The organism is Dactylosporangium sp. CA-139066 (assembly GCF_050936175.1).
GTDB lineage: Bacteria > Actinomycetota > Actinomycetes > Mycobacteriales > Micromonosporaceae > Dactylosporangium.
This window is the reverse complement of sequence record NZ_JBNJNH010000001.1, coordinates 29,740-53,926: the sequence shown is the minus strand read 5'-3', so window position 1 is coordinate 53,926 and position 24,187 is coordinate 29,740. Positions and strand designations below refer to the sequence as shown.

Sequence of the window (24,187 nt, the reverse complement as noted above, 5' to 3'; positions counted from 1 at the left end):
CGACCTGGTCACTGCAGCGCTTCCAGCTGGGCGGCGATGCGGGCCAGGTCGGCCTCGGCCGCCTCGAGCCGCTGGCGGATCTTCGCGACCACCGGCTCGGGCGCCTTGTCGGTGAAGGCCGGGTTGCCGAGCTTGGCCCGGCACTGCTCGGCCTCCTTCTCCGCCGCGGTGCGGTCCTTGGTCAGCCGTGCCCGCTCGGCGGCGACGTCGATCGTCCCGCGGGTGTCGAGCGCGACGGTGACCCCGACGCCGACGGCGAGCGTCGCGGTCGCCGCGAAGTTCGCCCCGGAGGGGTCGAGCCGGGCGAGCGATCGGATCAGCCCCTCGTGCGCGACCAGCCCGGCGGCGTCAAGCCCGTCGAGGCGGGCCACGACCCGCTGCGCCGGCTTCACGCCCTGGTCGGCGCGGAACCGCCGGACCTCGGTGACGACCCGCTGGAGGTTCTCCACCTCGCCCTCGGCCGCGTCGTCGATGAGCTCCTTGTCGGCCGTCGGCCACTCGGCGCGCACCACGGTCGGCCGGCCGGTGAGCGTCGTCCACAGCTCCTCGGTCACGAACGGCATGATCGGGTGCAGCAGCCGCTGCAGGCTCTCCAGCACGTGGCCGAGGACCCGCCGGGTGACCGCCTTGGCCGCCTCGTCGTCGCCGGTGAGCACCGGCTTGGTGAGCTCGAGGTACCAGTCGCAGACGTCGTCCCACGCGAAGTGGTACAGCGTGTCGCACACCTTGGCCAGCTCGAACGCCTCGAACTGCTGGTCGACCTCGCCGATGACGTGCTGCAGGCGGGACAGGATCCAGCGGTCGACGGTGCTCAGGCCCTCGACCGGCAGCTCACCCTCGACGGTCGCCCCGTTGGACAGCCCGTAGCGGGTCGCGTTCCACAGCTTGTTGGCGAAGTTGCGGGCGCCCTGCACCCAGTCCTCGCTGACCGGCACGTCGGCGCCCGGGTTGGCCCCGCGCAGCAGCGTGAAGCGGGTCGCGTCGGCGCCGAAGCGCTCGATCCAGTCCAGCGGGTCCACGACGTTGCCGAAGGACTTCGACATCTTCTTGCCGTACTGGTCGCGGACCATGCCGTGGAGCATGACCACGTCGAAGGGCTGGCGGCCGCCCATCGCGTAGAGGCCGAACATCATCATCCGGGCAACCCAGAAGAACAGGATGTCGTACCCCGTGACGAGCACGCTCGTCGGATAGAACTTGGCGAGATCGGGCGTCTCGTCGGGCCAGCCGAGCGTCGAGAACGGCCACAGCGCCGAGCTGAACCAGGTGTCCAGCACGTCGGCGTCCTGCACCCAGCCCTCGCCGGAGGGCACCTGATCCTCCGGGCCGACGCACACGACCTCGCCGTTGGGCCCGTACCACACCGGGATCCGGTGGCCCCACCACAGCTGCCGCGAGATGCACCAGTCGTGCATGTTGTCGACCCAGCCGAAGTACCGCTTCGTGAGCTCCGGCGGCTCGACCCGCACCCGCCCGTCGCGCACCGCGTCGCCGGCCGCCCGGGCCAGCGGCTCGGTCCGCACGAACCACTGCAGCGACAGCCGCGGCTCGACGGTGGTGTTGCACCGCGAGCAGTGCCCGACGGCGTGCATATACGGCCGCTTCTCGGCGACGATGCGCCCCTCGGCCCGCAGCGCGGCGACGACCGCCGGCCGCGCCTCGAAGCGGTCCAGCCCGAGGAACGGCCCGTGCACGGTGATGACGCCGTGCTCGTCCATGATGGTCAGGCTCGGCAGGTCGTGGCGCTGGCCGATCTCGAAGTCGTTGGGGTCGTGCGCCGGGGTCACCTTGACCGCGCCGGTGCCGAACGCCGGGTCGACGTGCGGGTCGGCGACGATCGGGATCCGCCGCCCGGTGAGCGGCAGCTCGACCTCGGTCCCGACGAGGTGCTTGTAGCGCTCGTCGTCGGGGTGCACCGCCACCGCGATGTCGCCCAGCATCGTCTCTGCCCGCGTGGTGGCGACCACGATCGCGTCGTCGCCGTCGCCGTAGCGGATCGAGACGAGCTCGCCGTCGTCGTCGGAGTGCTCGACCTCGATGTCGCTCAGCGCCGTCAGGCACCGCGGGCACCAGTTGATGATCCGCTCGGCCCGGTAGATGAGCCCGTCGTCGTAGAGCCGCTTGAAGATGGTGAGGACGGCCCGGGACAGCCCCTCGTCCATGGTGAACCGCTCGCGGCTCCAGTCCACGGAGTCGCCGAGCCGGGTCATCTGCCCCAGGATCTTGCCGCCGGACTCGGTCTTCCACTGCCACACGCGCTCGACGAACGCCTCGCGCCCGAGGTCGTGCCGCGACAGTCCGTCGGCGGCCAGCTGCCGCTCGACGACGTTCTGCGTGGCGATGCCGGCGTGGTCCATGCCCGGAAGCCACAGCGTCTCGTACCCCTGCATGCGCTTGCGCCTGGTCAGCGCATCCTGCACGGAGTGGTCGAGCGCATGCCCGATGTGCAGCGAGCCCGTGACGTTCGGCGGCGGCAATACGATCGAGAACGGCGGCTTGTCGCTGGACGCGTCCGCCTTGAACAGACCGTCGGCTACCCATTGCTCGTACCGCCGCTGCTCGACCTCGCCAGGGGCATACTGCGCCGAGAGCGCCGGGGTTGCTTCCGCCGCGCGTGGAGTATCCGTCACACGCAAAGTCTAGAACTGTCGCACAGGGGGTCTACGCTCGCCATTGCCCCTTAACTCAGGAGACTGATCGACGGTGACCTACCCGCCGCACAACCCGGATGACGAGCCGCGTTCCGAGCCGTTCCGGCCGGTGTCGTACGACCTGGCACCGGAGTTCGGCACGCCCCCGCCGCCGTCGCCGGGCCCGCCGCCGGCCGAGTACCGCACGCAGAGCCAGCCTGGTGGCTATCCGACGCAGTCCGGTTACGTCGCCCCGCCGCCGGGCTACCCGGCGCAGGGTTACGCCGCTCAGCCCGCGCCGCCCCCCGCGTATCCGGTGTCCGCTCAGCCCGCGCCGCCCCCGGCGTATCCGGTGTCCGCGCAGCCGCAGGCCTATCAGCCGGTCTCCGCTCCACCACCGTCCGTGTTCACGCCGGCGCCGCCGCCCCCGCAGAAGAAGGGCCGGGGCTGGAAAATCACCCTGAGCGTGATCGGCGGCGTCTTCCTGGTCTGCGTCGTCGCCGGCGGCTTGTTCCTGTATCCGTACATCAAGGAGACCGCCCACGTCAGCGCCCCCGCCACGCTGCCCGGCGACCTGACCAAGTCGAACACCGACGCGGCCGGCCAGCTCGAGGACACGGTCGAGAAGGCCCTGCGCGACGGCAGCGCCGACCTCGACGAGGTGGCCACGGGCGTCTACACCACCGACGGCGACGTCCAGAAGATCGTCGTCCTGGCCGCCGCCACCGGCACGTTCCTGTCTCCCGGCTCCGAGGCCGACAGCGCCTTCAACGGCTTCGAGTCCGGCGGCTCGGGCAAGCGCGACGTCGGCTCCCCCCGCACGTACGCCGCAGGCAAGCTGGGCGGCACGGTGAAGTGCGCCGACGGCCAGGCGGGCACGGACGACTCGGAGAAGACGGCCTTCGCGATGTGCGTCTGGGCCGACCATGGCAGCCTCGGCCTGGTGCTGTTCTTCGGCCGCACCGCGGACGAGTCCGCCCCACTGTTCGTCCAGATCCGCGAGGCCGTAGTAACCCGCTAGCCCCGCCGCACGCCGTGTTTCACTCGTCACGTCGCGCACCGCTCCGCTCGTCACGCTTTTGTTCGTCGCGTTTTTTGTTCGTCGCGTTTTTTGTTCGTCGCGTTTTTTGTTCGTCGCGTCGCGCGCCGCGTTTGCTCGTCGCGTCGCGCGGCGTTTCGCTTCGCGCCGCTTTTCGCTCGTCGTCGGCCATTCGCCGTGCCGGCGGCGAGCGGCGCGACGCTTCTGTGGGGGCGATCGCGGCGTCCACTCGAGCCGGCCGTCCCCTGAGCAGCGGAAGCGCGCTGGCCGACGGCTGTGCAGCGAACGCTTCGTGTTCGCTGCTACAGTGCGCCGATGGTCGACCCCGACGGCGGTCCCGCCGGCCTGTACTACGACGACGAGGAGCCCGAGGAGGCTCCCGCCCGTTCCGGCATCCCCGTGAAGCGCTTCGCCCAGGTCGCCGCGGCAGTCGCGGGCCTGGCGGTAGTGGTCTCGGCCGTCATCTACGGCCCCACCGTCATGCGGGTCTTCAACCAGAGCGACACCACGATCAAGTCCCCGGACAAGGTCGGCGCCTTCACGCTGGACACCAGCGACGGCGCCAAGGCAGCCGCCGAGTACATCCGCGACGCCATCGCCTCGGAAGTCAGCCTCGACACCAGCTACGGCCTGATCTACCGCGAGGGCGACACCAACGCGATCCTGGTGGCCGGCACCGCCCGCATCTGGAACCCCGACGCGAGCCTCAAGTCCGCCCTCGCCGTCGTGAGCGACGACAAGGGCGGCGTCCGCGACCTGAAGGACGTCAACCCCGGCCCCCTGGGCGGCACCATGCGCTGCGGCGTCACGAAGGTCGACGACGCCGACCTGTCCGTCTGCGGCTGGGCCGACAACGGCTCCGTGGGCGTGGCGATGTTCTCGGCCCGCTCGGCAACGGACTCCGCCAGGGCGATGCTGGATCTCCGCAACGCGGTGGAACACCGCTGACCTCTCGCCGGCGCGGCCTTGAGCTCCACCGCGCCCGGCAGCCGCCTCAACTCGACTCCCGGCCGCACCTACCGGCCTGGACTCCGCAGCTGCACCGCTCCCCACGGCCGCCAGCACCCGCCTCGCCTCCGGGCCGCCACCTGTCGGCCCAATTTCGCGGCCGCTTGCGCCCGCCTCGGCCCAGTCGCGGCCGCTTGCGCCCGCCTCGGCCCAGTTTCGCGGCCGCTTGCGCCCGCCTCGGCCCAGTTTCGCGGCCGCTTGCGCCCGCCTCGGCCCGATTTCGCGGCCGCTTGCGCCCGCCTCGGCTCAACTCGCGGCCGCGCCTGTTGGCCTAGACTCCGCCGGCTCTAGCTCTGCGAGTTCCGCGAGCTTCCCCGACGATGGCCAAACGGACCTTGCAATGCGGAACGGCCGGCGACAACGCGCCCGAGGATTTGTCTCCGGAAACGCGTCAGGGGCCCACCGAATGGTGGGCCCCTGAGCGAAAGTTTGTCCGGCGGCGTCCTACTCTCCCACACTCTCTCGGGTGCAGTACCATCGGCGCTGGAGGGCTTAGCTTCCGGGTTCGGAATGGGACCGGGCGTTTCCCCTCCGCTATGGCCGCCGTAACACTATGAACCTATCAACCCCGCACACCCACAGCCTTCCGGCCTGCGGGGTGCGATCTGGTGTTGGTTCAGAATCACACAGTGGATGCAAAAACTTCTTTGATGCTTGTGTTGTAGGTCAAGTCCTCGGCCTATTAGTACCGGTCAGCTCAAACCTGTTACCAGGCTTCCACTTCCGGCCTATCAACCCAGTGGTCTCGCTGGGGGCCTTAACCCTCAAGGGGTGGGATACCTCATCTCGAAGCGAGCTTCCCGCTTAGATGCTTTCAGCGGTTATCCCTTCCGAACGTAGCCAACCAGCCGTGCTCTTGGCAGAACAACTGGCACACCAGAGGTTCGTCCGTCCCGGTCCTCTCGTACTAGGGACAGCCCTTCTCAAGTATCCTACGCGCGCGGCGGATAGGGACCGAACTGTCTCACGACGTTCTAAACCCAGCTCGCGTACCGCTTTAATGGGCGAACAGCCCAACCCTTGGGACCTACTCCAGCCCCAGGATGCGACGAGCCGACATCGAGGTGCCAAACCATCCCGTCGATATGGACTCTTGGGGAAGATCAGCCTGTTATCCCCGGGGTACCTTTTATCCGTTGAGCGACACCGCTTCCACCTGCCAGTGCCGGATCACTAGTCCCGACTTTCGTCCCTGCTCGACCTGTCAGTCTCACAGTCAAGCCCCCTTGTGCACTTGCACTCAACACCTGATTGCCAACCAGGCTGAGGGAACCTTTGGGCGCCTCCGTTACATTTTAGGAGGCAACCGCCCCAGTTAAACTACCCACCAGACACTGTCCCTGAACCGGCTCACGGCCCAAGGTTAGATACCCAAATCCAACAGAGTGGTATTTCAAGCTTGCCTCCACCCCCACTGGCGTGAGGACTTCACCGGCTCCCACCTATCCTACACAATCGAATTCGAGTACCAATGTCAAGCTATAGTGAAGGTCCCGGGGTCTTTCCGTCCTGCCGCGCGTAACGAGCATCTTTACTCGTAGTGCAATTTCGCCGGGCCTGTGGTTGAGACAGTGGGGAAGTCGTTACGCCATTCGTGCAGGTCGGAACTTACCCGACAAGGAATTTCGCTACCTTAGGATGGTTATAGTTACCACCGCCGTTTACTGGCGCTTAAGTTCTCCGCTTCGCCCCGAAGGACTAACAGGTCCCCTTAACGTTCCAGCACCGGGCAGGCGTCAGTCCATATACGTCGTCTTACGACTTAGCATGGACCTGTGTTTTTAGTAAACAGTCGCTTCCCCCTGGTCTCTGCGGCCACCAACCGCTCCACCAGCATGTGGTCTCACCATCGGTGGCCCCCCTTCTCCCGAAGTTACGGGGGCAATTTGCCGAGTTCCTTAACCACAGTTCGCCCGATCGCCTCGGTATTCTCTACCTGACCACCTGTGTCGGTTTCGGGTACGGGCCGCTCGAAACTCGCTAGAGGCTTTTCTCGGCAGCATGGGATCACTGACTTCACCTGAACGGCTCCGCTTCACGTCTCACCCTCAATGCAGCACGGATTTGCCTATGCTGCGGGCTACACGCTTGCCCCGGCACAACCACCGGCCGGGTCCAGCTACCCTCCTGCGTCACCCCATCGCTTGCCTACTACCCACCAAGATCCCAACATTGATCCCTCCGCCCGAAGGCTTCAGAATCTCCGGAGGTTAGTACAGTGAGGTTCAGCATGGACGCTTCTACGCGGGTACGGGAATATCAACCCGTTGTCCATCGACTACGCCTCTCGGCCTCGCCTTAGGCCCCGACTCACCCAGGGCGGATTAGCCTGGCCCTGGAACCCTTGGTCATCCGGCGGCAGGGTTTCTCACCCTGCTTTCGCTACTCATGCCTGCATTCTCACTCGCGTCACCTCCACGGCTGGATCACTCCGCCGCTTCACCGGTGACACGACGCTCCCCTACCCATCCACACACCTGGACCAATAAAGGCCGGGTACATGTGTGAATGCCACAGCTTCGGCGGTGTGCTTGAGCCCCGCTACATTGTCGGCGCGGAACCACTTGACCAGTGAGCTATTACGCACTCTTTCAAGGGTGGCTGCTTCTAAGCCAACCTCCTGGTTGTCTATGCGACCCCACATCCTTTACCACTTAGCACACGCTTAGGGGCCTTAGCTGGTGATCTGGGCTGTTTCCCTCTCGACTACGAAGCTTATCCCCCGCAGTCTCACTGCCACGCTCTCACTTACCGGCATTCGGAGTTTAGTTGACTTCAGTAAGCTTGTAGGCCCCCTAGGCCATCCAGTGCTCTACCTCCGGCAAGAAACGCGTAACGCTGCACCTAAATGCATTTCGGGGAGAACCAGCTATCACGGAGTTTGATTGGCCTTTCACCCCTAACCACAGGTCATCCCCCAACTTTTCAACGTTGGTGGGTTCGGCCCTCCACGCGGTCTTACCCGCGCTTCAGCCTGCCCATGGCTAGATCACTCCGCTTCGGGTCTAGGACACGCGACTCAAACGCCCTCTTCAGACTCGCTTTCGCTACGGCTCCCCCACACGGGTTAACCTCGCCACGTACCACTAACTCGCAGGCTCATTCTTCAAAAGGCACGCCGTCACCCCCACCAAAGGTGGGACGCTCCGACGGATTGTAGGCGCACGGTTTCAGGTACTATTTCACTCCCCTCCCGGGGTACTTTTCACCTTTCCCTCACGGTACTTGTCCGCTATCGGTCACCAGGGAGTATTTAGGCTTACCAGGTGGTCCTGGCAGATTCACGGCAGATTACAGGAGTCCGCCGCTACTCGGGAACACACACCAACAGATCGCAGATTTTCGCCTACAGGACTGTCACCCGCTACGGTGCCGCTTTCCAGCGAACTTCGACTAACCCACGATTTTCTGACTGTCACCCAGGCCGGCAGACCCGAAACGGTGCGTCCCACAACCCCTACCATGCAACCCCTGCCGGGTATCACACATGCCAGGTTTAGCCTCATCCGCTTTCGCTCGCCACTACTCACGGAATCACAATTGTTTTCTCTTCCTGCGGGTACTGAGATGTTTCACTTCCCCGCGTTCCCCCTCACTGCCCTATGTGTTCAGGCAGGAGTGACACCACATGACTGGTGCCGGGTTCCCCCATTCGGACACCCTGGGATCACAGCTCGGTTGACAGCTCCCCCAGGCCTATCGCGGCCTCCCACGTCCTTCATCGGCTCCTGGTGCCAAGGCATCCACCGTACGCCCTCAGCAACTTGACCACAAAGCAAAAAAGATGCTCGCATCCACTGTGCAATTCTCAACCAACACCAAACCCAAAACCTGCGCGCACAAGCCTTCAGCTACCAGAACCACGGTTCCTGTGCAGTCTTGGATTCCGTCCGAAACAAACCGTTGGTTGGTTGTTTCAGGACCCAACAGGGTGCCTATACGCTCCAGAACCAGCCGCACCAGCCACCGTTCCACACCCAAGGGCAGTACTAGGTTGAGCCGGCCGTTGCCGACAGGAGCTTCGCCAGTGTCTCCGCCATTGAGCACCCCACCACCACATTCGGGTGATGCGGGCTCCTTGCACGCTTTCGCGTGAAGGTGCTCCTTAGAAAGGAGGTGATCCAGCCGCACCTTCCGGTACGGCTACCTTGTTACGACTTCGTCCCAATCGCCAGCCCCACCTTCGACGGCTCCCTCCACAAGGGTTGGGCCACCGGCTTCGGGTGTTGCCGACTTTCGTGACGTGACGGGCGGTGTGTACAAGGCCCGGGAACGTATTCACCGCAGCATTGCTGATCTGCGATTACTAGCGACTCCGACTTCACGGGGTCGAGTTGCAGACCCCGATCCGAACTGAGACCGGCTTTTTGGGATTCGCTCCACCTCACGGTATCGCAGCCCTTTGTACCGGCCATTGTAGCATGCGTGAAGCCCTGGACATAAGGGGCATGATGACTTGACGTCATCCCCACCTTCCTCCGAGTTGACCCCGGCAGTCTTCGATGAGTCCCCGGCCGAACCGCTGGCAACATCGAACAAGGGTTGCGCTCGTTGCGGGACTTAACCCAACATCTCACGACACGAGCTGACGACAGCCATGCACCACCTGTGAACGCCCCCGAAGGACCCGACATCTCTGCCGGATTAGCGCACATGTCAAACCCAGGTAAGGTTCTTCGCGTTGCATCGAATTAATCCGCATGCTCCGCCGCTTGTGCGGGCCCCCGTCAATTCCTTTGAGTTTTAGCCTTGCGGCCGTACTCCCCAGGCGGGGCGCTTAATGCGTTAGCTGCGGCACAGAGAACCGGAGAGGCCCCCCACACCTAGCGCCCAACGTTTACAGCGTGGACTACCAGGGTATCTAATCCTGTTCGCTCCCCACGCTTTCGCTCCTCAGCGTCAGTATCGGCCCAGAGACCCGCCTTCGCCACCGGTGTTCCTCCTGATATCTGCGCATTTCACCGCTACACCAGGAATTCCAGTCTCCCCTACCGAACTCAAGCCTGCCCGTATCAGCTGCAAGCCCACAGTTGAGCTGCGGGTTTTCACAGCTGACGCAACAAGCCGCCTACGAGCTCTTTACGCCCAATAAATCCGGACAACGCTCGCGCCCTACGTCTTACCGCGGCTGCTGGCACGTAGTTGGCCGGCGCTTCTTCTCCAGGTACCGTCACTTGCGCTTCGTCCCTGTCGAAAGAGGTTTACAACCCGAAGGCCTTCATCCCTCACGCGGCGTCGCTGCATCAGGCTTCCGCCCATTGTGCAATATTCCCCACTGCTGCCTCCCGTAGGAGTCTGGGCCGTGTCTCAGTCCCAGTGTGGCCGGTCGCCCTCTCAGGCCGGCTACCCGTCGTCGCCTTGGTAGGCCATCACCCCACCAACAAGCTGATAGGCCGCGAGCCCATCCCAAGCCGAAAAACTTTCCACACCACGTGATGCCACGCGGAATGAATATTCGGTATTAGCCCCCGTTTCCGAGGGTTATCCCAAAGCCTAGGGCAGGTTACTCACGTGTTACTCACCCGTTCGCCGCTCGAGTACCCCGAAGGGCCTTTCCGCTCGACTTGCATGTGTTAAGCACGCCGCCAGCGTTCGTCCTGAGCCAGGATCAAACTCTCCAACAAAACCTACATCGGTGAGCACATCACCCGGCAACAAACATGTTGTCACCAAAGGAATCCCAGACACGACACCCACCAAACCGGCAGGCCCGTGCCACGGGGTAATAATCATTTGGCACTGGCTTAACAAGCACCCTGTTGAGTTCTCAAACAACCAACACACACCGCCGAGGGTCGCGATCGCTCGCTTGCCTCATCCGGGGCAACTTCTCTACTTTACCAGGTTGCTCTCCGTTGTCAAGACCGTTGTCCGATCTTCCTACTTCGAGCGGGTTTCCCGAGCATAGCAAGGCCACCGTTTCCGGTGATCTTGTTTCGGGAGATCCGATCGCACCGGCCGACTCCGAGAACTCTCGGCGCCTGCCCGGCTCGCAACCGGCTTGTCTACCTTACCAGCCCGTTCCGTCCTGTCAAGGTCGCGATTTCCGCTTCTCGACTTTCTGGACCGTTCCTCCCGCGCGCGCCAGACTCGCCGTTTCCGGCGGAAGGTCTGCTCGGGAAGTCGATCGGCCGGCCGGCTCTCGCGAGCCCGCCCGGTTCCAACCGGCTGGAGTACCTTACCCGGCCGGCTTCGCGAGTGCCAAATCGGCTCTCACACCGCCCGTTGACGTACTAATCCGGCAAACTTCGCAGCCCGCCGGACCCGCAGAACCATACGGAAGCGACGAGCGCCGAGTCAAATCCGCCGGTTGGCGAGGCTCGGCAGCGTCGACCGGATCTCGGCGAGCCGCGCGAGGTCCAGGTCGGCGAACGTCACGCCGACGACGTCGGGCGCCTGCGCGACGACCGTCCCCCACGGGTCGACGACCATGCTCCGCCCGAAGCAAGTGCGATCAGGATCATGGTTGCCGATCTGCCCGGCCGCGAGCACATAGCACTGGTTCTCGATGGCCCGCGCTCGCAACAGGACCTCCCAGTGGTCCCGCCCGGTGTGCAGCATGAACGCGGCCGGCACGACGAGGACGTTGGCGCCGTCGATGGCCAACCTGCGGTACAACTCGGGAAACCTCAGGTCATAGCAGATCGACAGCCCCAGTCGGACGGCCTCGACCTCGGCGATCGCCGTCGACGTGCCGGGCGCCACCGTGGCCGACTCCTGGTAGGAGACGCGGCCGGGGATCTCGACGTCGTAGAGGTGGACCTTCCGGTAGGTCGCGGCGAGCGCGCCGGCGCGGTCGAAGACGAGCGTGGTGTTATACGTGTGCTCGGCGTCCGGCCCGATCTCGTGGAACGACCCGGCGTGCACCCACATCCCGAGCTCGCGCGCGGCGTCGGCGAAGAACGCGCCGAACTCGCCGTCGATCGCCTCCGGCTTGGGCGCGGTGGCGGCGCGGCCGAGATAGTCGACGTACTCCGGCAGGACCGCCAGGTCGGCGCCTCCGTCCGCGGCCCGTTGCAACAGCTCCCGGGCGGTGCGGAGATTTGCCTCACGATCGTCCCGGGCGTTGAGCTGACACACCGCTACGCGCATAGCGCCCAGCCTACGTTCACCCCGCGGTCAGCACGAGGGCCACGGCGGCGAGGCCCAGCCCGGTGATCTGCAGCGGCCGCATCCGCTCGCGGTCGACGGCCAGCGCGAGCACGACGGTCGACACCGGATAGAGCGAGGCGAGCGGCGCGGCGACGCTGAGCACGCCGTTGCGTACCGCGAACAGATAGAGCGCGTTGGCGGCGACGTCGAAGGCTCCCGCAGTACCGCCGAGAAGGAATGTGCGGCGAGACGCCCGAACCGGAACGTGCCGCGCGCGCATCGCCACGAGCAGGCCGCTCACGCCGGCCACGCGGCCGGCCAGCAGCGGCCACAGCCCGGAGGCGTCGGACGCCTGGGCCACGAGGGTGAAGTACCCGCCGAAGAGCACCCCGGACAGCAGCGCCAGCGCCAGCAGGGCCCGCGGCGCCCGGGACCCGTCGCGCGGCCCGGCGCTCACGAGGGAGATCGCGGCCACCGCCAGGACGGCCCCGACGAGCGCGAGCGCCGACGGCCGGCGGTCAAGGACAAGACCGAGCAGCAGTGGTACCGCGGCAGTCGTGGTCGCCGTCAACGGCGCGACGACGGACATCGCGCCGCCGGCGAGCGCCCGGTAGAAGATCACCAGCCCGGCGTTGCCGACGATCCCGGAGGCCGCCCCCCACGCGAGGTCGGCGGCGCTCGGCACGCCCGTCCCCGCGATCAGCAGCCAGGCGGCGACGAGCGGGATGCCGGCCGTCTCGGCGACGAGCGCGACAACGAACGAGTCGGCGCGCTGGCTCGCCTTGCCGCCGGCGAAGTCACCCGCGCCCCAGACGAGCGCGGATGCGGCGGCACACAGCAAGAACAGCACGCGGCAACGATATGCGTGGCGCTGGGTACCCGCCACGATTATTTCCGTTGTGTACACCCCGACAGGCGACGGTTTCCCCTGTTCGAGCCGGGCATGATTCCGTGGCACCGACCCGGGGTGGCGTTCACCACTCGTCCCCGGACATGACAGGGCCGGGACCGCCCGTGAGGCAGTCCCGGCCCGATGTCTGAGAACGGGAAGTCCGGGCTAGGCCGACTTCTCCTCGCGGTCCGCGCGGCGGCGGCCGGCGCGGTGGGCGGCGAGGTCCCGCGGCACGATGGTCGGGATGACCTTCTCGAGGACGACCTCGCGGGTGATGAGCACGCGCGCGATGTTCGGGTTGCTCGGCACCTCGTACATCACGGAGAGGAGGACCTCCTCCATGATCGCCCGCAGGCCGCGGGCGCCGGTGCCGCGCAGGATGGCCTGGTCGGCGATCGACTCGAGGGCCTCGGGCGCGAACTCGAGCTCGACGCCGTCGAGCTCGAACAGCCGCTGGTACTGCCGGACGAGCGCGTTGCGCGGCTCGGTGAGGATCTTGACCAGCGCGTCGCGGTCGAGGCTCTTGACGCTCGTGATGACCGGCAGGCGCCCGATGAACTCGGGGATCAGGCCGAACTTGAGCATGTCCTCCGGCATGACCTCGCCGAAGGCGTCGTCGGCGGTCCGGTCGGTGATCGAGCGGAGGTTGGCGCCGAAGCCGGTGCCGCCCTTGCCGACGCGCTGCTGCACGATCCGGTCGAGGCCCGCGAAGGCGCCGCCGCAGATGAACAGCACGTTGGACGTGTCGATCTGGATGAACTCCTGGTGCGGGTGCTTGCGGCCGCCCTGCGGCGGCACGTTGGCGACCGTGCCCTCGATGATCTTGAGCAGCGCCTGCTGCACACCCTCGCCGGAGACGTCCCGCGTGATCGACGGGTTCTCCGACTTGCGCGCGATCTTGTCGACCTCGTCGATGTAGACGATGCCGGTCTCGGCGCGGCGGATGTCGTAGTCGGCCGCCTGGATCAGCTTGAGCAGGATGTTCTCGACGTCCTCGCCCACATACCCGGCCTCGGTGAGCGCGGTGGCATCGGCGATCGCGAACGGCACGTTGAGCATGCGCGCGAGCGTCTGGGCCAGGTGGGTCTTGCCGCAGCCTGTGGGGCCGATGAGCAGGATGTTGGACTTCGCCAGCTCGACGCCGTCGCCGCCCGAGTTGCCGCCGGACTCCGCCTGGACCCGCTTGTAGTGGTTGTAGACCGCCACCGCGAGGGCCTTCTTGGCCTGGTCCTGGCCGACGACATATTGGTCGAGGAAGGCGCAGATCTCCATCGGCTTGGGCAGCTCGTCAAACTTGACGTCGCCCGACTCCGCCAGCTCTTCCTCGATGATCTCGTTGCAGAGATCGATGCACTCGTCGCAGATGTAGACGCCGGGGCCGGCGATCAGCTTCTTCACCTGCTTCTGCGATTTGCCGCAGAAGGAGCACTTCAGTAGGTCGCCGCCGTCGCCGATCCGTGCCACCTACGATCTCCCTGCCTTCGGCCGGACCCTACGCCCGGATCGCATCTTCATCACCAACGCGGCGAACTTGCCGCCATGCTGGCTACTGCCTCGACGTTACCTGGTGGTCGCCCGTATTCCGACCCCCTACGCGGGGGTGTCTTTTCGGCCGTCCTCCCGACGACGAGTCACACCGGCCCGCTCGGGCCCGAAGGGCGAGCGAGCCGGTGCGATCGGCGTCAGCTGCCGGAGGCCACCAGGGCCGACTTCTTGCGGCTGACCAGGATGTTGTCGACCAGGCCGTACTCCTTGGCCTCCTCGGCCGTCAGGATCTTGTCCCGGTCGATGTCCTTGCGGACCTTGTCGATCGGCTGGCCCGTGTGGCGCGACACCATCTCCTCCAGCTGCGTGCGCATCCGCATGATCTCGCGCGCCTGGATCTCGATGTCCGAGCCCTGCCCGTAGCCGCCCTCGGTGGCCGGCTGGTGGATGATGATCCGCGAGTTGGGCAGCGCCAGGCGCTTGCCCGGGGTGCCGGCCGAGAGCAGCACCGCGGCCGCGCTGGCCGCCTGGCCGAGGCAGACGGTCTGGATGTCCGGGCGGACGTAGAGCATCGTGTCGTAGATCGCCGTCATGGCCGTGAACGAGCCGCCGGGCGAGTTGATGTAGACGATGATGTCGCGGTCCGGCTCGTTGCTCTCCAGCGTGAGCAGCTGCGCCATCACGTCGTTGGCCGACGCGTCGTCGATCTGCACGCCGAGGAAGATGATCCGGTCCTCGAACAGCTTGTTGTACGGGTTGGTCTCCTTGATGCCGTACGAGGTGCGCTCGACGTACGACGGCAGGATGTAGCGGTTGTGCACCTCGCGCAGCGCCGGCGGCAGGCTCAGGTCGGTCATGGCTTCCTCGCTCCTCAGGCCAGTGTTCCGGCGCCTTCCGGAGCCTGCTGGGCCCCGGTGATCACCTTGTCGATGAAGCCGTAGTCCCGCGCCTCAGAGGCGGTGAACCAGCGGTCGCGGTCGGAGTCGGCCTCGATCTGCTCGAGCGACTGCCCCGTGTGGAACGACACGCGCTCCTGGAACATGCGCTTCGTGTAGAGCATCTGCTCGGCCTGGATGGCGATGTCGGCGGCCGTGCCCCCGATGCCGCCGGACGGCTGGTGCATCATGATCCGCGCGTGCGGCAGCGCCATGCGCTTGCCCGGCGCGCCCGCGCACAGCAGCAGCTGGCCCATCGAGGCGGCCATGCCCATCGCGACAGTCGCCACGTCGTTGGTGACGAACTGCATGATGTCGTAGATCGCCATGCCCGAGTAGACGGAGCCACCGGGCGAGTTGATGTACAGCCAGATGTCGCGCTCCTCGTCCTCGGCGGCGAGCAGCAGCATCTGGGCACAGATCCGGTTGGCGACCTGGTCGTTGACCTCGCTGCCCAGGAAGATGATCCGTTCCTTGAGCAGCCGGTTGAACACCGAGTCGTCGAGCGTCAGGCTCGTGTCCGCGCCCCGACCGCGCCCCTGGGGCGCGGGACTGACTGGCGACGCTGGAATATGCAGGTCGGTCATGGCAGCCCTTCGCAAGAGTCTTGTACTTGCCGACCCTAACCGGTGCGAGAGGCGACGGCTTCCCGTGCTGACCGCATTTCGCTATGAGCGCACCGTGGTGAAGGCCGGGGCTTTTGCCCCGGCCTACAACGTTAGTGGTTGTGACCCTCGTGGTCCCCGTGATCGTGACCCTCGTGGTCCTCAACCGCACCCCGCAGGTCGTCCAGGCTCAGCGTCGTGCCCTCGGAGTCCACGATCTTCACCCGCTCGAGCACCACGCCGAGCGCCTTGCCGCGGCGCACGTCGCCGAAGACCGCGCCGGCCACGCCGGCCTGCACGAGCTGGTCGTAGTACTGCTGGGGCCCCATGCCGGCGCGCTGCGCCCGGTGCACGATCTCGTGCCCGAACTCGTCGTCGGTGACCTGGATGTCCTCGGCGTCGGCCAGGGTGTCGAGCACCAGCTGCACCTTCACGCCCTCGACGGCCGCCTCGTTGAGCTCGGCGTCCATCTCCTCCTCGGTCTTGCCCTCGGTCTGCAGGTAGTCCTCGAACGACGCGCCGATGCGCTGCAGCTGGTCGTTCATCGACTCCTTGCGCGACTCGACCTCGTCCTTCACCACGCCCTCGGGCGCGGGGACGTCGGTCGCGTCGATGACGGCCTTGAGGGCGAGGTCACGGGCGGAGTACAGCTGCTCCATCCGCTTCACCCGGGTGAGCCGCTCCCGCAGGTCGCCCTTGAGCTCGTCGAGCGTGTCGAACTCGCTCGCCAGCTGGGCGAACTCGTCGTCGAGCTCCGGCAGCTGCTTGTCCTTGACCGACTTCACGGTCACCGCCACCTCGGCGTCGCGGCCTTCGTGCTCGCCGCCGACCAGCTGCGTCGTGAACGTCGTCGAGTCGCCCGCGCCCATGCCCACCAGCACGTCGTCCAGGCCCGGCACCAGCTGCCCGCTGCCGACCTCGTGGGACACGTTGGTCGCGCTGCCGCCCGGCACCTCCTCGCCGTCGACGGTCGCGTTGAGGTCGATCTGCACGTAGTCACCGGTCAGCGCCGTGCGCTCCACCGTCTTCAGCGTCGCGAACCGGTCCCGCAGCCCCTTGAGCTGCTCCTCCACGTCCTCGTCGCTCACCACGAGCGCGTCGACCGTGACCTCGATCCCCGCCAGGTCCGGCAGCGTGATCTGCGGCCGCACGTCGACCTCGGCGGTGAACTTCAGCGGCTGCCCGTCCGCGAACTCCGTGATCTCGACCTCGGGCCGTCCGAGCGTCTTCACCTCGTGCTCACGCACCGCGGCCAGGATCTGCGTCGGGATGACCTCCTGCACGGCCTCGTTGAGGACCGCACCGCGCCCCACCCGCTGGTCGATGACCGCCGAGGGCACCTTGCCACGACGGAACCCGGGGATGTTGACCTGCGAGCCGATCTCGCGGTAGGCCTTCTTGAGGCTCGGCTCCAGCTCGGCGAACGGCACCTCGATTTCGAGCCGCACGCGCGTCGGGCTCAGGGTCTCGACGGTGCTCTTCACAGAACTTCTCCCTAATTGCTACGGCTGCTGGACTGGCGGGCTGTGCTTGACTGTTCCCGGTCGGGGTGGCGGGATTTGAACCCACGGCCCCTCGCTCCCAAAGCGAGTGCGCTACCAAACTGCGCTACACCCCGGTGGTGTGCGTCGGCAAGTGTATGCGCTCGCCTAGGCAGAGCGCCCGTCGGTATGCCGCTGTCGCACACAGTGGGCCCCCCGCCCCCTGCACGGGCGCCGCGGACCCGCTACTCTGGGAGCCGGCATCCCGCGGGCGTAGCTCAATGGCAGAGCTTCAGTCTTCCAAACTGACGGTGGGAGTTCGATTCTCCTCGCCCGCTCCAAGCTCCAAGTCCAGGTCAGGCGGCATCAGGCAGACTGGCTACCGATGGCCATATGGTGTGCCAGGCGAGATCATCTCGCACAGTTTTCTCACATGCGGTTTTCGGCGCTTAGCGGGGCGGATTGATGCTGTTCCGATTGATCACTATGTCGTCGCCGGAACCGGCGTATGCAGCGCCGATGACCCCGCCGGCGGCCGTGAGCGCCTCGTCCTGGCTGTGCACGTAGGTGTCCATGGTGAAGCTGACCTTGGCGTGACCGAGCCACGCTGAAATCACCGCCACCTTCACCCCGCGCAGGTGCATGAGCGTCCCGCAGGTGTGACGCGCGTCGTGCAGCCGGATCACCGGCAGCCCCGCGGTGCGGGCGAGCCGCTCGAACTGGTCGCCGTACCACTCCGGCCGATACGGCTGGCCGAGCTCGTCGGTGACCACATGGTGCCCGCCGCACAGCGGACACAGAGGCTGGTACGCCTCGCCCGCCAGGTCGCCCTCCTCACGCTGGCGCAGCTGTAGCGTCACGAGCGCATCAACCAGACCCGGGATCGACTTGAGCGGCAGGGTTCGCTTCGACCGCTCCGTCTTGGGGTCCTCCTCGTAGATCACCCCGTCGGACATCTTCCGAGCGTTGTTGACCGTCAACGTGCCCGCCACCAGGTCGAGATCGGACCAGCGCAGGCCCAGAACCTCCGAGCGGCGCAGCCCGTACAGGCTGAGCTGCCAGGCGGCCGACAGGCGGTGCGTGCTCACCGACTGCAGGAACGCCGCGGCGGTGTGCTCGGTCCAGGTGCTCATCTCGTACGCGTTCGGCGACGGCCGCTCAACGAGCCGGACGACGTTGCGGCCGATGATGCCCTGGGCGAGGGCGTTGTCGAACGCCTGCTGCAGGACCGTCAGGGTCCGGTTGACGGTGGCCGGCTCGAGGGATTGGCGCTGTACGTTGCCGGTGCCTCGCCGCCCGCCGCTGAGCATGTGGTCCACCATCTTGTCGATATCGGCCTGGGTGACCTGTTGCATGCGCAGGTGGCCGATGCGTTCGACGGCGTGGGCGAGGTTGTTGCGGTAGGTGGTGCGGGTGCCACGTCTGATGTTGCGCTTGGACGCCAGCCACTGTTCGCAGAACTCAGCGACAGTGATCTTCGACGGCGCGACGTACGTCCCGGCTGACTTCGCCGCGATGATCTTCGCCCGTTCGGCCTTCGCCTCCTTCAGCGTGTCGAAGGTGAACGTCCGCTGGTCGCGGCTCCCGTCGGGCTTCTTGCCGACGTCGATCACGAACCGGTACCGGGTCGCCCCGTCGGCGAGCGTGACCTTCTTGATCGGGTCCTGGCGTCTCGGCGCCATCACTCCTCCGTCTCGTCCTGGTCGTCGTTGTCGTCGTTGAACGTGACCGGCCTCAGCTTCCGGCGCTCCTCGGCGGGAAGCGCCAGCCAGTCGTCAACTGGGACCCATGTGAAGCGCTGGCGTTCCAGCAGCGCCGCAATGTCCTCGTCGACGGCGGGGAGCTGCATCCCCCGCCGTTGCATCGCCGCGCGGGTAAGGCTGAGATCCCGCAGGGCCACCCGAGCGCGCCGACGCGCGGCCTTGCGCTCCGGGTCGCCTTCCTCCGCTGGCCACAGCTCGGCCTCAGCGTGCGCGTAGCCGAGCTCGTTGACGAGGCGCTCGTGTTCCTCATAGATCCGCACGTGCGACCACTCATCACGGGGTTTGCCCTCGTTGTCGAGACGCCGCCGGCCGCTGAACCACTGGGCCGCACTCCAGGTGTCGACGACCTTGCCTGGCAACAGCTCAACAGTGGGCACTTCGCCCAACGGCAGGATGAGCACGATCGGCGGCACGTCCAGCGCAGTTGCCAGGGCGGCAAGCTCGGTCAACTCGACTCGGCGCTCGCCCTTCTCCAGTCGCTGAACACCCATACGCCCCATGGGTGCGCCGAGCTTTGCGAGCCGCTCCGCGAAGTCGGTTGCGGAAATGCGCTGCTGCTCACGAAGCCGTCTGACATTGGCCGCTAGGTGCTCCGCCATCGTGCGGGGCTTGTCCTGCCCGTCGGTTTCACTGGTCACCGGGCGAGTATTGCACGGATTCTGTGCATAGGGTGCGCCGGTGCATCACTTGCGTGCATTGCGTGCGGCGACTACCGTGATCGCATCAAGACCGAGCGCTTCGTCGGATCTTGCTAAAAATCCGTTCACCGCAATCAGGAGCGACCCGTGTCAACAGCCCAGAGCGCGAGCCGCAACCCCGAGCAGTCGCGCGAACTCCCCGACCCCAAGACCGAGCCGACGATTCCGATCGAGCGCGCGAGCCTGATCCTCGGCGTCAGCCGCCGGGCGGGCTACAGCGCCGTGGAGCGCGGCGAGATCCCCACGATCACCGTTGGCCGCCGCAAGCTCGTGCCGACGGCCCGGTTCCTCGCCAAGTACGACCTCACGCCGGCCAAGACCGATCCGCTAGCGGCGTAACCGTCAGTTAGCAGAACTGACGGCGTGGCTCTGACCTGCGAAAACAACCCGCCATCTAACGCGAATCTCACGCCCGGGAGACCCCTCGACTCGGCGCAGAGACCCCCCGAAACGAAGCGGGCCGGTCCCCCGACAGGACCGGCCGCTACCACCAACGCCCATAAGAGGGACGCACCCGTGAACACAGTAACCAGACCCGGCCGCGCCGCGAAAGCAAGCGACCCGGAGCGGCAGCGTGACTGACACCGGACTGGAGGGCGTTCAGAACGACGCAGATGACCTGCCCGCACTGCCAGCCCTCATGGTCGAGCTGGCCGGCATCAAGGCCGACGAGCTCGCGCTGCGACGCAAGCTCAAGAACGTCATCGACCTGCTCGGCGCCCGGGACAGCCACGTCCAGCAGTACTACCGGGACGCCATCGTCGGCGCCGGATACAAGACGGCGGGAGACTGGCGAACCTCACTCGCCGAAGCCAAGGCGAAGCACAAGGCGAGCCGTCGCAAAGAACGCACCACTGCAACTCTGGACGCCGAAAGCAGATACCTCGACGAGGGCGGCTGCATCTACATCGTCGACGAAGACGGTGGCCGGACCCTGCTCGCAGAGTTCGATCCCCGCATCCTGTCCGAGGTAATCCGCGACGACGGCACCGAGCGGCTCAGCTTGGTACAAATCCGCGTCACCCTGCCCAACGGCTACACCGGCGAGGCCGAGATCCCTGCCGAGGAGGCGCCCAAGGCGCGGAAATGGGCAGCGATCGCCGTCGGCGCCCACGCCACGATCATGCCGATGAGCAGGGCCGAGGACCACGTCTGGACCGCAACGCAGATCCTGTCCCGCGGCAGATGGACACAGACCGTCCGCTACGCCCACACGGGGTGGCGGAACATTGGCGGCAAGTACCGGTTCCTCACCACGTCCGGCGCGATCGGCGCCGACGGGCTGGACCCGACCGTCGCCGTCGATCTCGGCAGTGAGGCGCTCAACCGGTACTGGCTTCCCGACCCGACGGCGGTCGCCGAAGGGGACCTGCGGGCAGCCGTCGCGGCATCGCTCGACATGCTGCGAATCGCGCCCGACGCGGTCATGGTGCCAATCCTCGCCGCGGTCTACCGTGCCCCGCTGCCCGGTGACCCCGAAACGACCGTATGGGTCCACGGCCCTTCAGGCTCACTCAAGAGCGCTGTGCTGGCCGTCGCCCAGCAGCATTTCGGCCCTGCCATGAACGCCAAGGCGCTGCCCACCTCCTGGACATCAACGGGGAACGTTCTCGAGGGCCTGGCGAACGTCCTCAAGGACGTGCTGATGGTCATCGACGACTACGCCCCTCAGTCGGTGGCGAACCTGGCCACCCTCAATGCCGCCGTGGACCGCGTCGTGCGCGGGTCGGCGAACGCCGCCGGCCGCCAGCGAATGAACGCGGACGCCACGATCCGCCCGCCGAAACCTCCGCACGCACAGCTGATGTCCAGCGGCGAAGACCTCCCGAGCGGGCAGTCCCTGCGAGCCCGGATGACCGCCGTCCCGACCGAACCCGGGAACGTCGACAAGAAGCTCCTCACCGAGGCGCAGAAGCGGGGCCGGGACGGGGTCTACGCCCTGTGCATGGCCGGGTACGTCCGATGGATCGCCAGCCAGATGGACGCCAACCCGACCTACGCCAACGACCTGCAGCAGCAGATCATCGACCTGCGGGATGATCTCGGCAGCGGCGGGCACCTCCGGCTGCCCGAGGCAACAGCCGGGCTGCTCACCGGCTGGAGGGTGTTTTTGGACTTCGCGGTCGCGGTCAAGGCGGTCACGGCGACGGAGCGGGACGAGTTGTTCGCCCGGTGTAAGGCCGCCCTTGGTGCGCTCGCCGGCGAGCAGCACGAGAACACGAAGCTTTACGAGCCGGTCCAGATCTACCTCAGCGCCATCGACAGCGCCCTCGTCGGCGGGTATGCGCACCTCGCGGACCGGAAGACGAACGACGTCCCGGAACTCGGCGGCACCATCGGCTACCGCCAGCTTGGCTGGGAGCGGGTCGCCTCCGGTGACCGCGTCGACTACCGGCCCCGCGGCGAGCAGGTCGGCTGGATCGACAAGGACGGCGTCTACCTCTACCCGGCGAACGCGCACTCCGTAGCGACTGCCCAGGCGAAGCGTATGCACATGCCGCTCGCCACCACGAAGGAGACGCTGCACAAGGAGCTGCACCGACAGGGCATCCTCGCCGCCGTCAGCAAAGACGGGAAGCTGGTCGTGTCCAAGCGGGTGGGCGGTACCAGTCTGTGGGTTCTGCACGTCAGGTCTGAGGTGCTGTTCAACACCACTCCGGCTCCAACCCTGGACCCGGTCGAGAACGACGACCAGGCGGCGGAGACCTCCGAGACTCGGGTCGCGGAGGTCGAGCAGGCGCCCCGCGACGAGCAGCTCGACGTGTTCGACGGCCCTCCGCGCTGCCCCGCGTGCAGCTTCGGCTTCGACGAGCAGGGCCACGCCCTCAACTGCGAGGCATCGTGAGTGCCGCACCGGCAATAGCCAGCAAGATCAACAAGGACATCATTTGCGTCCCTAACGCGTGTCTCTTGCGCCAAGAACCTGTGACACCTGTGACAGAGACCGTGAAACGAACCATTAGCGCAGGTCAAGGCCGTCACAGGTTGGTGTCACAGGTTCCGCCGGACGACCCGCGAACCTGTGACACCTGTGACAAGCCCGCGACAGCACACCAGCAGGCCAGGAAGTGCGCCACGTTGACTGCGTCACGTTCGGACCTCGGCGCTCCATGCCCCACCGGCGCGGACGCCAAGCCACCCGTGCGGACCCAGCCCACAGCCCTCCTCGCCGCCAAACCACCCACGACCGCTCCGGAGGAGACCACGTGATCCCCCACTCGTCCTCACCGCTCTACGCCGTCGGTGAAGCGGACACCCACATCGACCTGCTGCTCGTCGTCGCCTGGACGCCCCTCGACGGCTACAGCGCACTTCCGGTGATGCTCGACCTGCACTCCGCGAAGGACACCGCTCGCACGATGGCCGGCGAGCACCGGCGCATCACGTTCTACGACAATCGCGAGCTCGCCGGCATCGCCTACGAGTCGTGCATCAACAAGGTCCGCCAGTACGAACGCCGGCTTGCCGCCGAACGCGAAGACGCCGAACGCGTCGTGCGGCTGGCTGCCCGCGAGGAGGTGCCGGCATGATTCCGCAGTCCTTCCCGCTGTACGCCGTCGCGTCCGGCAAGTACGGCGCCGACCTGTTCCTCGTCGTCGGCTGGCAGGCCGTCGAAAGCCTCGACGCCTTCCCGTACCTCGTCACGCTCTCCTCGTCGGAGGCGCACCTCAAGGCGCCGACGGCGTCGATCGAGCACCGCCTCATCGAGGACGAGGTGACCCTCTCCGGCCACGACTGGATCATGTACTTCCAGGATCTGGAGCAGGCGCGCTCGAACTACGAAGCCGCAGCCGCACCCGAGCCCGGTATCAAGGTCGTGCCGTAATGAGCCTTCCTGAGATCCGCGGCGACGGGAAGTTGATCACCGAGCCGCGCAGCGGCATCGCCAAGACCGGAACGCCGTGGGCGAACTGCATGGTGCGCTTCACCGGCTACCGCAAGGACGGCGACGACTGGGTTGAGGACAGCTCGTTCGTCGCCGCCCTGGCCGCGTTCGGCGACGAAGCCAAACAGCTGACCAGGTACGCGAAAGGCGACGCCGTACACATCGAGGGCCGGCTGCGCAGCCTGCGCCTCTGGCAGCCGGAGCGCGGCGAGCGGCCCGAGCTGGAGATCACCGTCAAGTCGGTGACGCCGCCGGAACGCCGGCCGCGCGGCAACCGTGGCGGCCAGCACCAGGGACAGCAGGGCAACGACTGGCCCCGCCCTGCCACGTCCGGCGCGGGCAGTCATGGGGCAGAGCATCACGGCCAGGCCCGCACCGACCCGCGTAGGCATCAGCCCCACGCAGCGACCCGTACCGGTGTCACAACGGTCCAGCCCGAGGCGACCCCACGCCAGCGCGACGCCGGACAGCGTGACGCCGTCGTGCTCGCCATGCCCACCAACGGCGTCGAACGGCTCCGCCGCGCCCACGCCCGCAACCCGTACGTCCAGGGCAACCGCACCGGAGGCGAGCCCGCATGAACGAACGCAAGGACCGGGCGCCTCGCACGCGCCCGGTCCCGCCACCACCCAACCACAGCGGGGGAGACCGCACCATGACCACGACGCCCGCG

The 24,187-nt window shown here is 66.6% G+C and carries 17 protein-coding genes, 2 tRNA genes and 3 rRNA genes; 8 read left to right on the top strand and 14 right to left on the bottom strand.

What is annotated here, in order from left to right; genetic code table 11:
• Window positions 1-8: 8 nt before the first annotated feature.
• Window positions 9-2,630, bottom strand: a complete 2,622-nt coding sequence (locus ACQEVU_RS00280) for a valine--tRNA ligase (protein ID WP_433318684.1) — start codon at window positions 2,628-2,630, stop codon at window positions 9-11.
• 73 nt (window positions 2,631-2,703) lie between these two features.
• Between ACQEVU_RS00280 and ACQEVU_RS00275 the strand changes: the two genes are divergently transcribed.
• Window positions 2,704-3,651, top strand: coding sequence for a hypothetical protein (locus ACQEVU_RS00275; protein ID WP_433318681.1), 948 nt, complete (start codon window positions 2,704-2,706; stop codon window positions 3,649-3,651).
• A gap of 19 nt (window positions 3,652-3,670) precedes the next feature.
• On the opposite strand, the gene ACQEVU_RS00270 is transcribed toward ACQEVU_RS00275, so the two are convergent.
• Entirely contained in the window at window positions 3,671-3,898 is a 228-nt protein-coding gene (locus tag ACQEVU_RS00270; RefSeq protein ID WP_433318678.1) for a hypothetical protein, read from the bottom strand.
• An 86-nt stretch (window positions 3,899-3,984) separates the two neighbouring features.
• On the opposite strand from ACQEVU_RS00270, the gene ACQEVU_RS00265 reads away from it, so the two are divergent.
• Window positions 3,985-4,617, top strand: a complete 633-nt coding sequence (locus tag ACQEVU_RS00265; protein WP_433318675.1) for a hypothetical protein — start codon at window positions 3,985-3,987, stop codon at window positions 4,615-4,617.
• A gap of 491 nt (window positions 4,618-5,108) precedes the next feature.
• Here the strand turns inward: ACQEVU_RS00265 and rrf are convergent.
• The 10 genes from rrf to ACQEVU_RS00215 all read right to left on the bottom strand — a co-directional run bounded on the left by rrf (window position 5,109) and on the right by ACQEVU_RS00215 (window position 17,304).
• Window positions 5,109-5,225, bottom strand: a 5S ribosomal RNA gene (gene rrf / locus ACQEVU_RS00260).
• Between the two features lie 114 nt (window positions 5,226-5,339).
• Window positions 5,340-8,447 (bottom strand): 23S ribosomal RNA (locus tag ACQEVU_RS00255).
• A gap of 339 nt (window positions 8,448-8,786) precedes the next feature.
• Window positions 8,787-10,301, bottom strand: a 16S ribosomal RNA gene (locus tag ACQEVU_RS00250).
• Together the 16S, 23S and 5S rRNA genes form the textbook arrangement of a ribosomal RNA operon.
• A gap of 673 nt (window positions 10,302-10,974) precedes the next feature.
• On the bottom strand, window positions 10,975-11,769 hold the full coding sequence (locus ACQEVU_RS00245) for a carbon-nitrogen hydrolase family protein (protein ID WP_433318672.1): 795 nt from the start codon (window positions 11,767-11,769) through the stop codon (window positions 10,975-10,977).
• Window positions 11,770-11,785: 16 nt separating this feature from the next.
• Entirely contained in the window at window positions 11,786-12,619 is an 834-nt protein-coding gene (locus ACQEVU_RS00240) for an EamA family transporter (protein WP_433318669.1), read from the bottom strand.
• Between the two features lie 207 nt (window positions 12,620-12,826).
• Window positions 12,827-14,125: an ATP-dependent Clp protease ATP-binding subunit ClpX gene (gene clpX / locus ACQEVU_RS00235; protein ID WP_433318666.1), complete on the bottom strand. Its 1,299-nt coding sequence runs from the start codon at window positions 14,123-14,125 to the stop codon at window positions 12,827-12,829.
• A 218-nt stretch (window positions 14,126-14,343) separates the two neighbouring features.
• On the bottom strand, window positions 14,344-15,003 hold the full coding sequence (locus tag ACQEVU_RS00230; protein ID WP_433318663.1) for an ATP-dependent Clp protease proteolytic subunit: 660 nt from the start codon (window positions 15,001-15,003) through the stop codon (window positions 14,344-14,346).
• Window positions 15,004-15,017: 14 nt separating this feature from the next.
• The gene (locus tag ACQEVU_RS00225; RefSeq protein WP_433318660.1) at window positions 15,018-15,668 is read right to left on the bottom strand and encodes an ATP-dependent Clp protease proteolytic subunit; all 651 of its coding nucleotides are present in this window, start codon (window positions 15,666-15,668) and stop codon (window positions 15,018-15,020) included.
• A gap of 131 nt (window positions 15,669-15,799) precedes the next feature.
• A complete protein-coding gene (gene tig, locus ACQEVU_RS00220; protein ID WP_433318657.1) occupies window positions 15,800-17,170 on the bottom strand; it encodes a trigger factor in 1,371 nt (456 codons plus the stop codon).
• Window positions 17,171-17,230: 60 nt separating this feature from the next.
• Window positions 17,231-17,304 (bottom strand) — tRNA-Pro (locus ACQEVU_RS00215).
• Between the two features lie 130 nt (window positions 17,305-17,434).
• On the opposite strand from ACQEVU_RS00215, the gene ACQEVU_RS00210 reads away from it, so the two are divergent.
• Window positions 17,435-17,508 (top strand) — tRNA-Gly (locus ACQEVU_RS00210).
• 108 nt (window positions 17,509-17,616) lie between these two features.
• Here the strand turns inward: ACQEVU_RS00210 and ACQEVU_RS00205 are convergent.
• Both ACQEVU_RS00205 and ACQEVU_RS00200 read right to left on the bottom strand, forming a co-directional pair.
• Window positions 17,617-18,849: a tyrosine-type recombinase/integrase gene (locus ACQEVU_RS00205; RefSeq protein WP_433318654.1), complete on the bottom strand. Its 1,233-nt coding sequence runs from the start codon at window positions 18,847-18,849 to the stop codon at window positions 17,617-17,619.
• Window positions 18,849-19,568 carry a helix-turn-helix domain-containing protein gene (locus tag ACQEVU_RS00200; RefSeq protein WP_433318651.1) on the bottom strand — a complete coding sequence of 240 codons (720 nt, stop codon included), beginning with the start codon at window positions 19,566-19,568 and terminating at the stop codon, window positions 18,849-18,851. Before ACQEVU_RS00200 ends, ACQEVU_RS00205 begins: the two co-directional genes overlap by 1 nt.
• A gap of 147 nt (window positions 19,569-19,715) precedes the next feature.
• Here ACQEVU_RS00200 and ACQEVU_RS00195 point away from each other — a divergent pair, with 147 nt between their 5' ends.
• The 5 genes from ACQEVU_RS00195 to ACQEVU_RS00175 all read left to right on the top strand — a co-directional run bounded on the left by ACQEVU_RS00195 (window position 19,716) and on the right by ACQEVU_RS00175 (window position 24,095).
• Window positions 19,716-19,967: a hypothetical protein gene (locus ACQEVU_RS00195; protein WP_433318648.1), complete on the top strand. Its 252-nt coding sequence runs from the start codon at window positions 19,716-19,718 to the stop codon at window positions 19,965-19,967.
• Between the two features lie 235 nt (window positions 19,968-20,202).
• On the top strand, window positions 20,203-22,473 hold the full coding sequence (locus ACQEVU_RS00190; protein WP_433318645.1) for a DUF927 domain-containing protein: 2,271 nt from the start codon (window positions 20,203-20,205) through the stop codon (window positions 22,471-22,473).
• Window positions 22,474-22,834: 361 nt separating this feature from the next.
• Complete coding sequence (locus ACQEVU_RS00185) at window positions 22,835-23,158, top strand: hypothetical protein (RefSeq protein WP_433318642.1); 324 nt, start codon at window positions 22,835-22,837, stop codon at window positions 23,156-23,158.
• Complete coding sequence (locus ACQEVU_RS00180; RefSeq protein WP_433318639.1) at window positions 23,155-23,454, top strand: hypothetical protein; 300 nt, start codon at window positions 23,155-23,157, stop codon at window positions 23,452-23,454. Before ACQEVU_RS00185 ends, ACQEVU_RS00180 begins: the two co-directional genes overlap by 4 nt.
• The gene (locus tag ACQEVU_RS00175; RefSeq protein ID WP_433318636.1) at window positions 23,454-24,095 is read left to right on the top strand and encodes a single-stranded DNA-binding protein; all 642 of its coding nucleotides are present in this window, start codon (window positions 23,454-23,456) and stop codon (window positions 24,093-24,095) included. Before ACQEVU_RS00180 ends, ACQEVU_RS00175 begins: the two co-directional genes overlap by 1 nt.
• The last annotated feature ends 92 nt before the right edge of the window (window positions 24,096-24,187 follow it).

Excerpts from the sequence above, each read along its gene's own strand:
- ACQEVU_RS00265 (WP_433318675.1), top strand. The coding sequence starts at position 3,985 with ATGGTCGACCCCGACGGCGGTCCCGCCGGCCTGTACTACGACGACGAG.
- ACQEVU_RS00230 (WP_433318663.1), bottom strand. The coding sequence starts at position 15,003 with ATGACCGACCTGAGCCTGCCGCCGGCGCTGCGCGAGGTGCACAACCGC.
- ACQEVU_RS00205 (WP_433318654.1), bottom strand. The coding sequence starts at position 18,849 with ATGGCGCCGAGACGCCAGGACCCGATCAAGAAGGTCACGCTCGCCGAC.
- ACQEVU_RS00245 (WP_433318672.1), bottom strand. The coding sequence starts at position 11,769 with ATGCGCGTAGCGGTGTGTCAGCTCAACGCCCGGGACGATCGTGAGGCA.
- ACQEVU_RS00175 (WP_433318636.1), top strand. The coding sequence starts at position 23,454 with ATGAGCCTTCCTGAGATCCGCGGCGACGGGAAGTTGATCACCGAGCCG.
- ACQEVU_RS00180 (WP_433318639.1), top strand. The coding sequence starts at position 23,155 with ATGATTCCGCAGTCCTTCCCGCTGTACGCCGTCGCGTCCGGCAAGTAC.
- ACQEVU_RS00225 (WP_433318660.1), bottom strand. The coding sequence starts at position 15,668 with ATGACCGACCTGCATATTCCAGCGTCGCCAGTCAGTCCCGCGCCCCAG.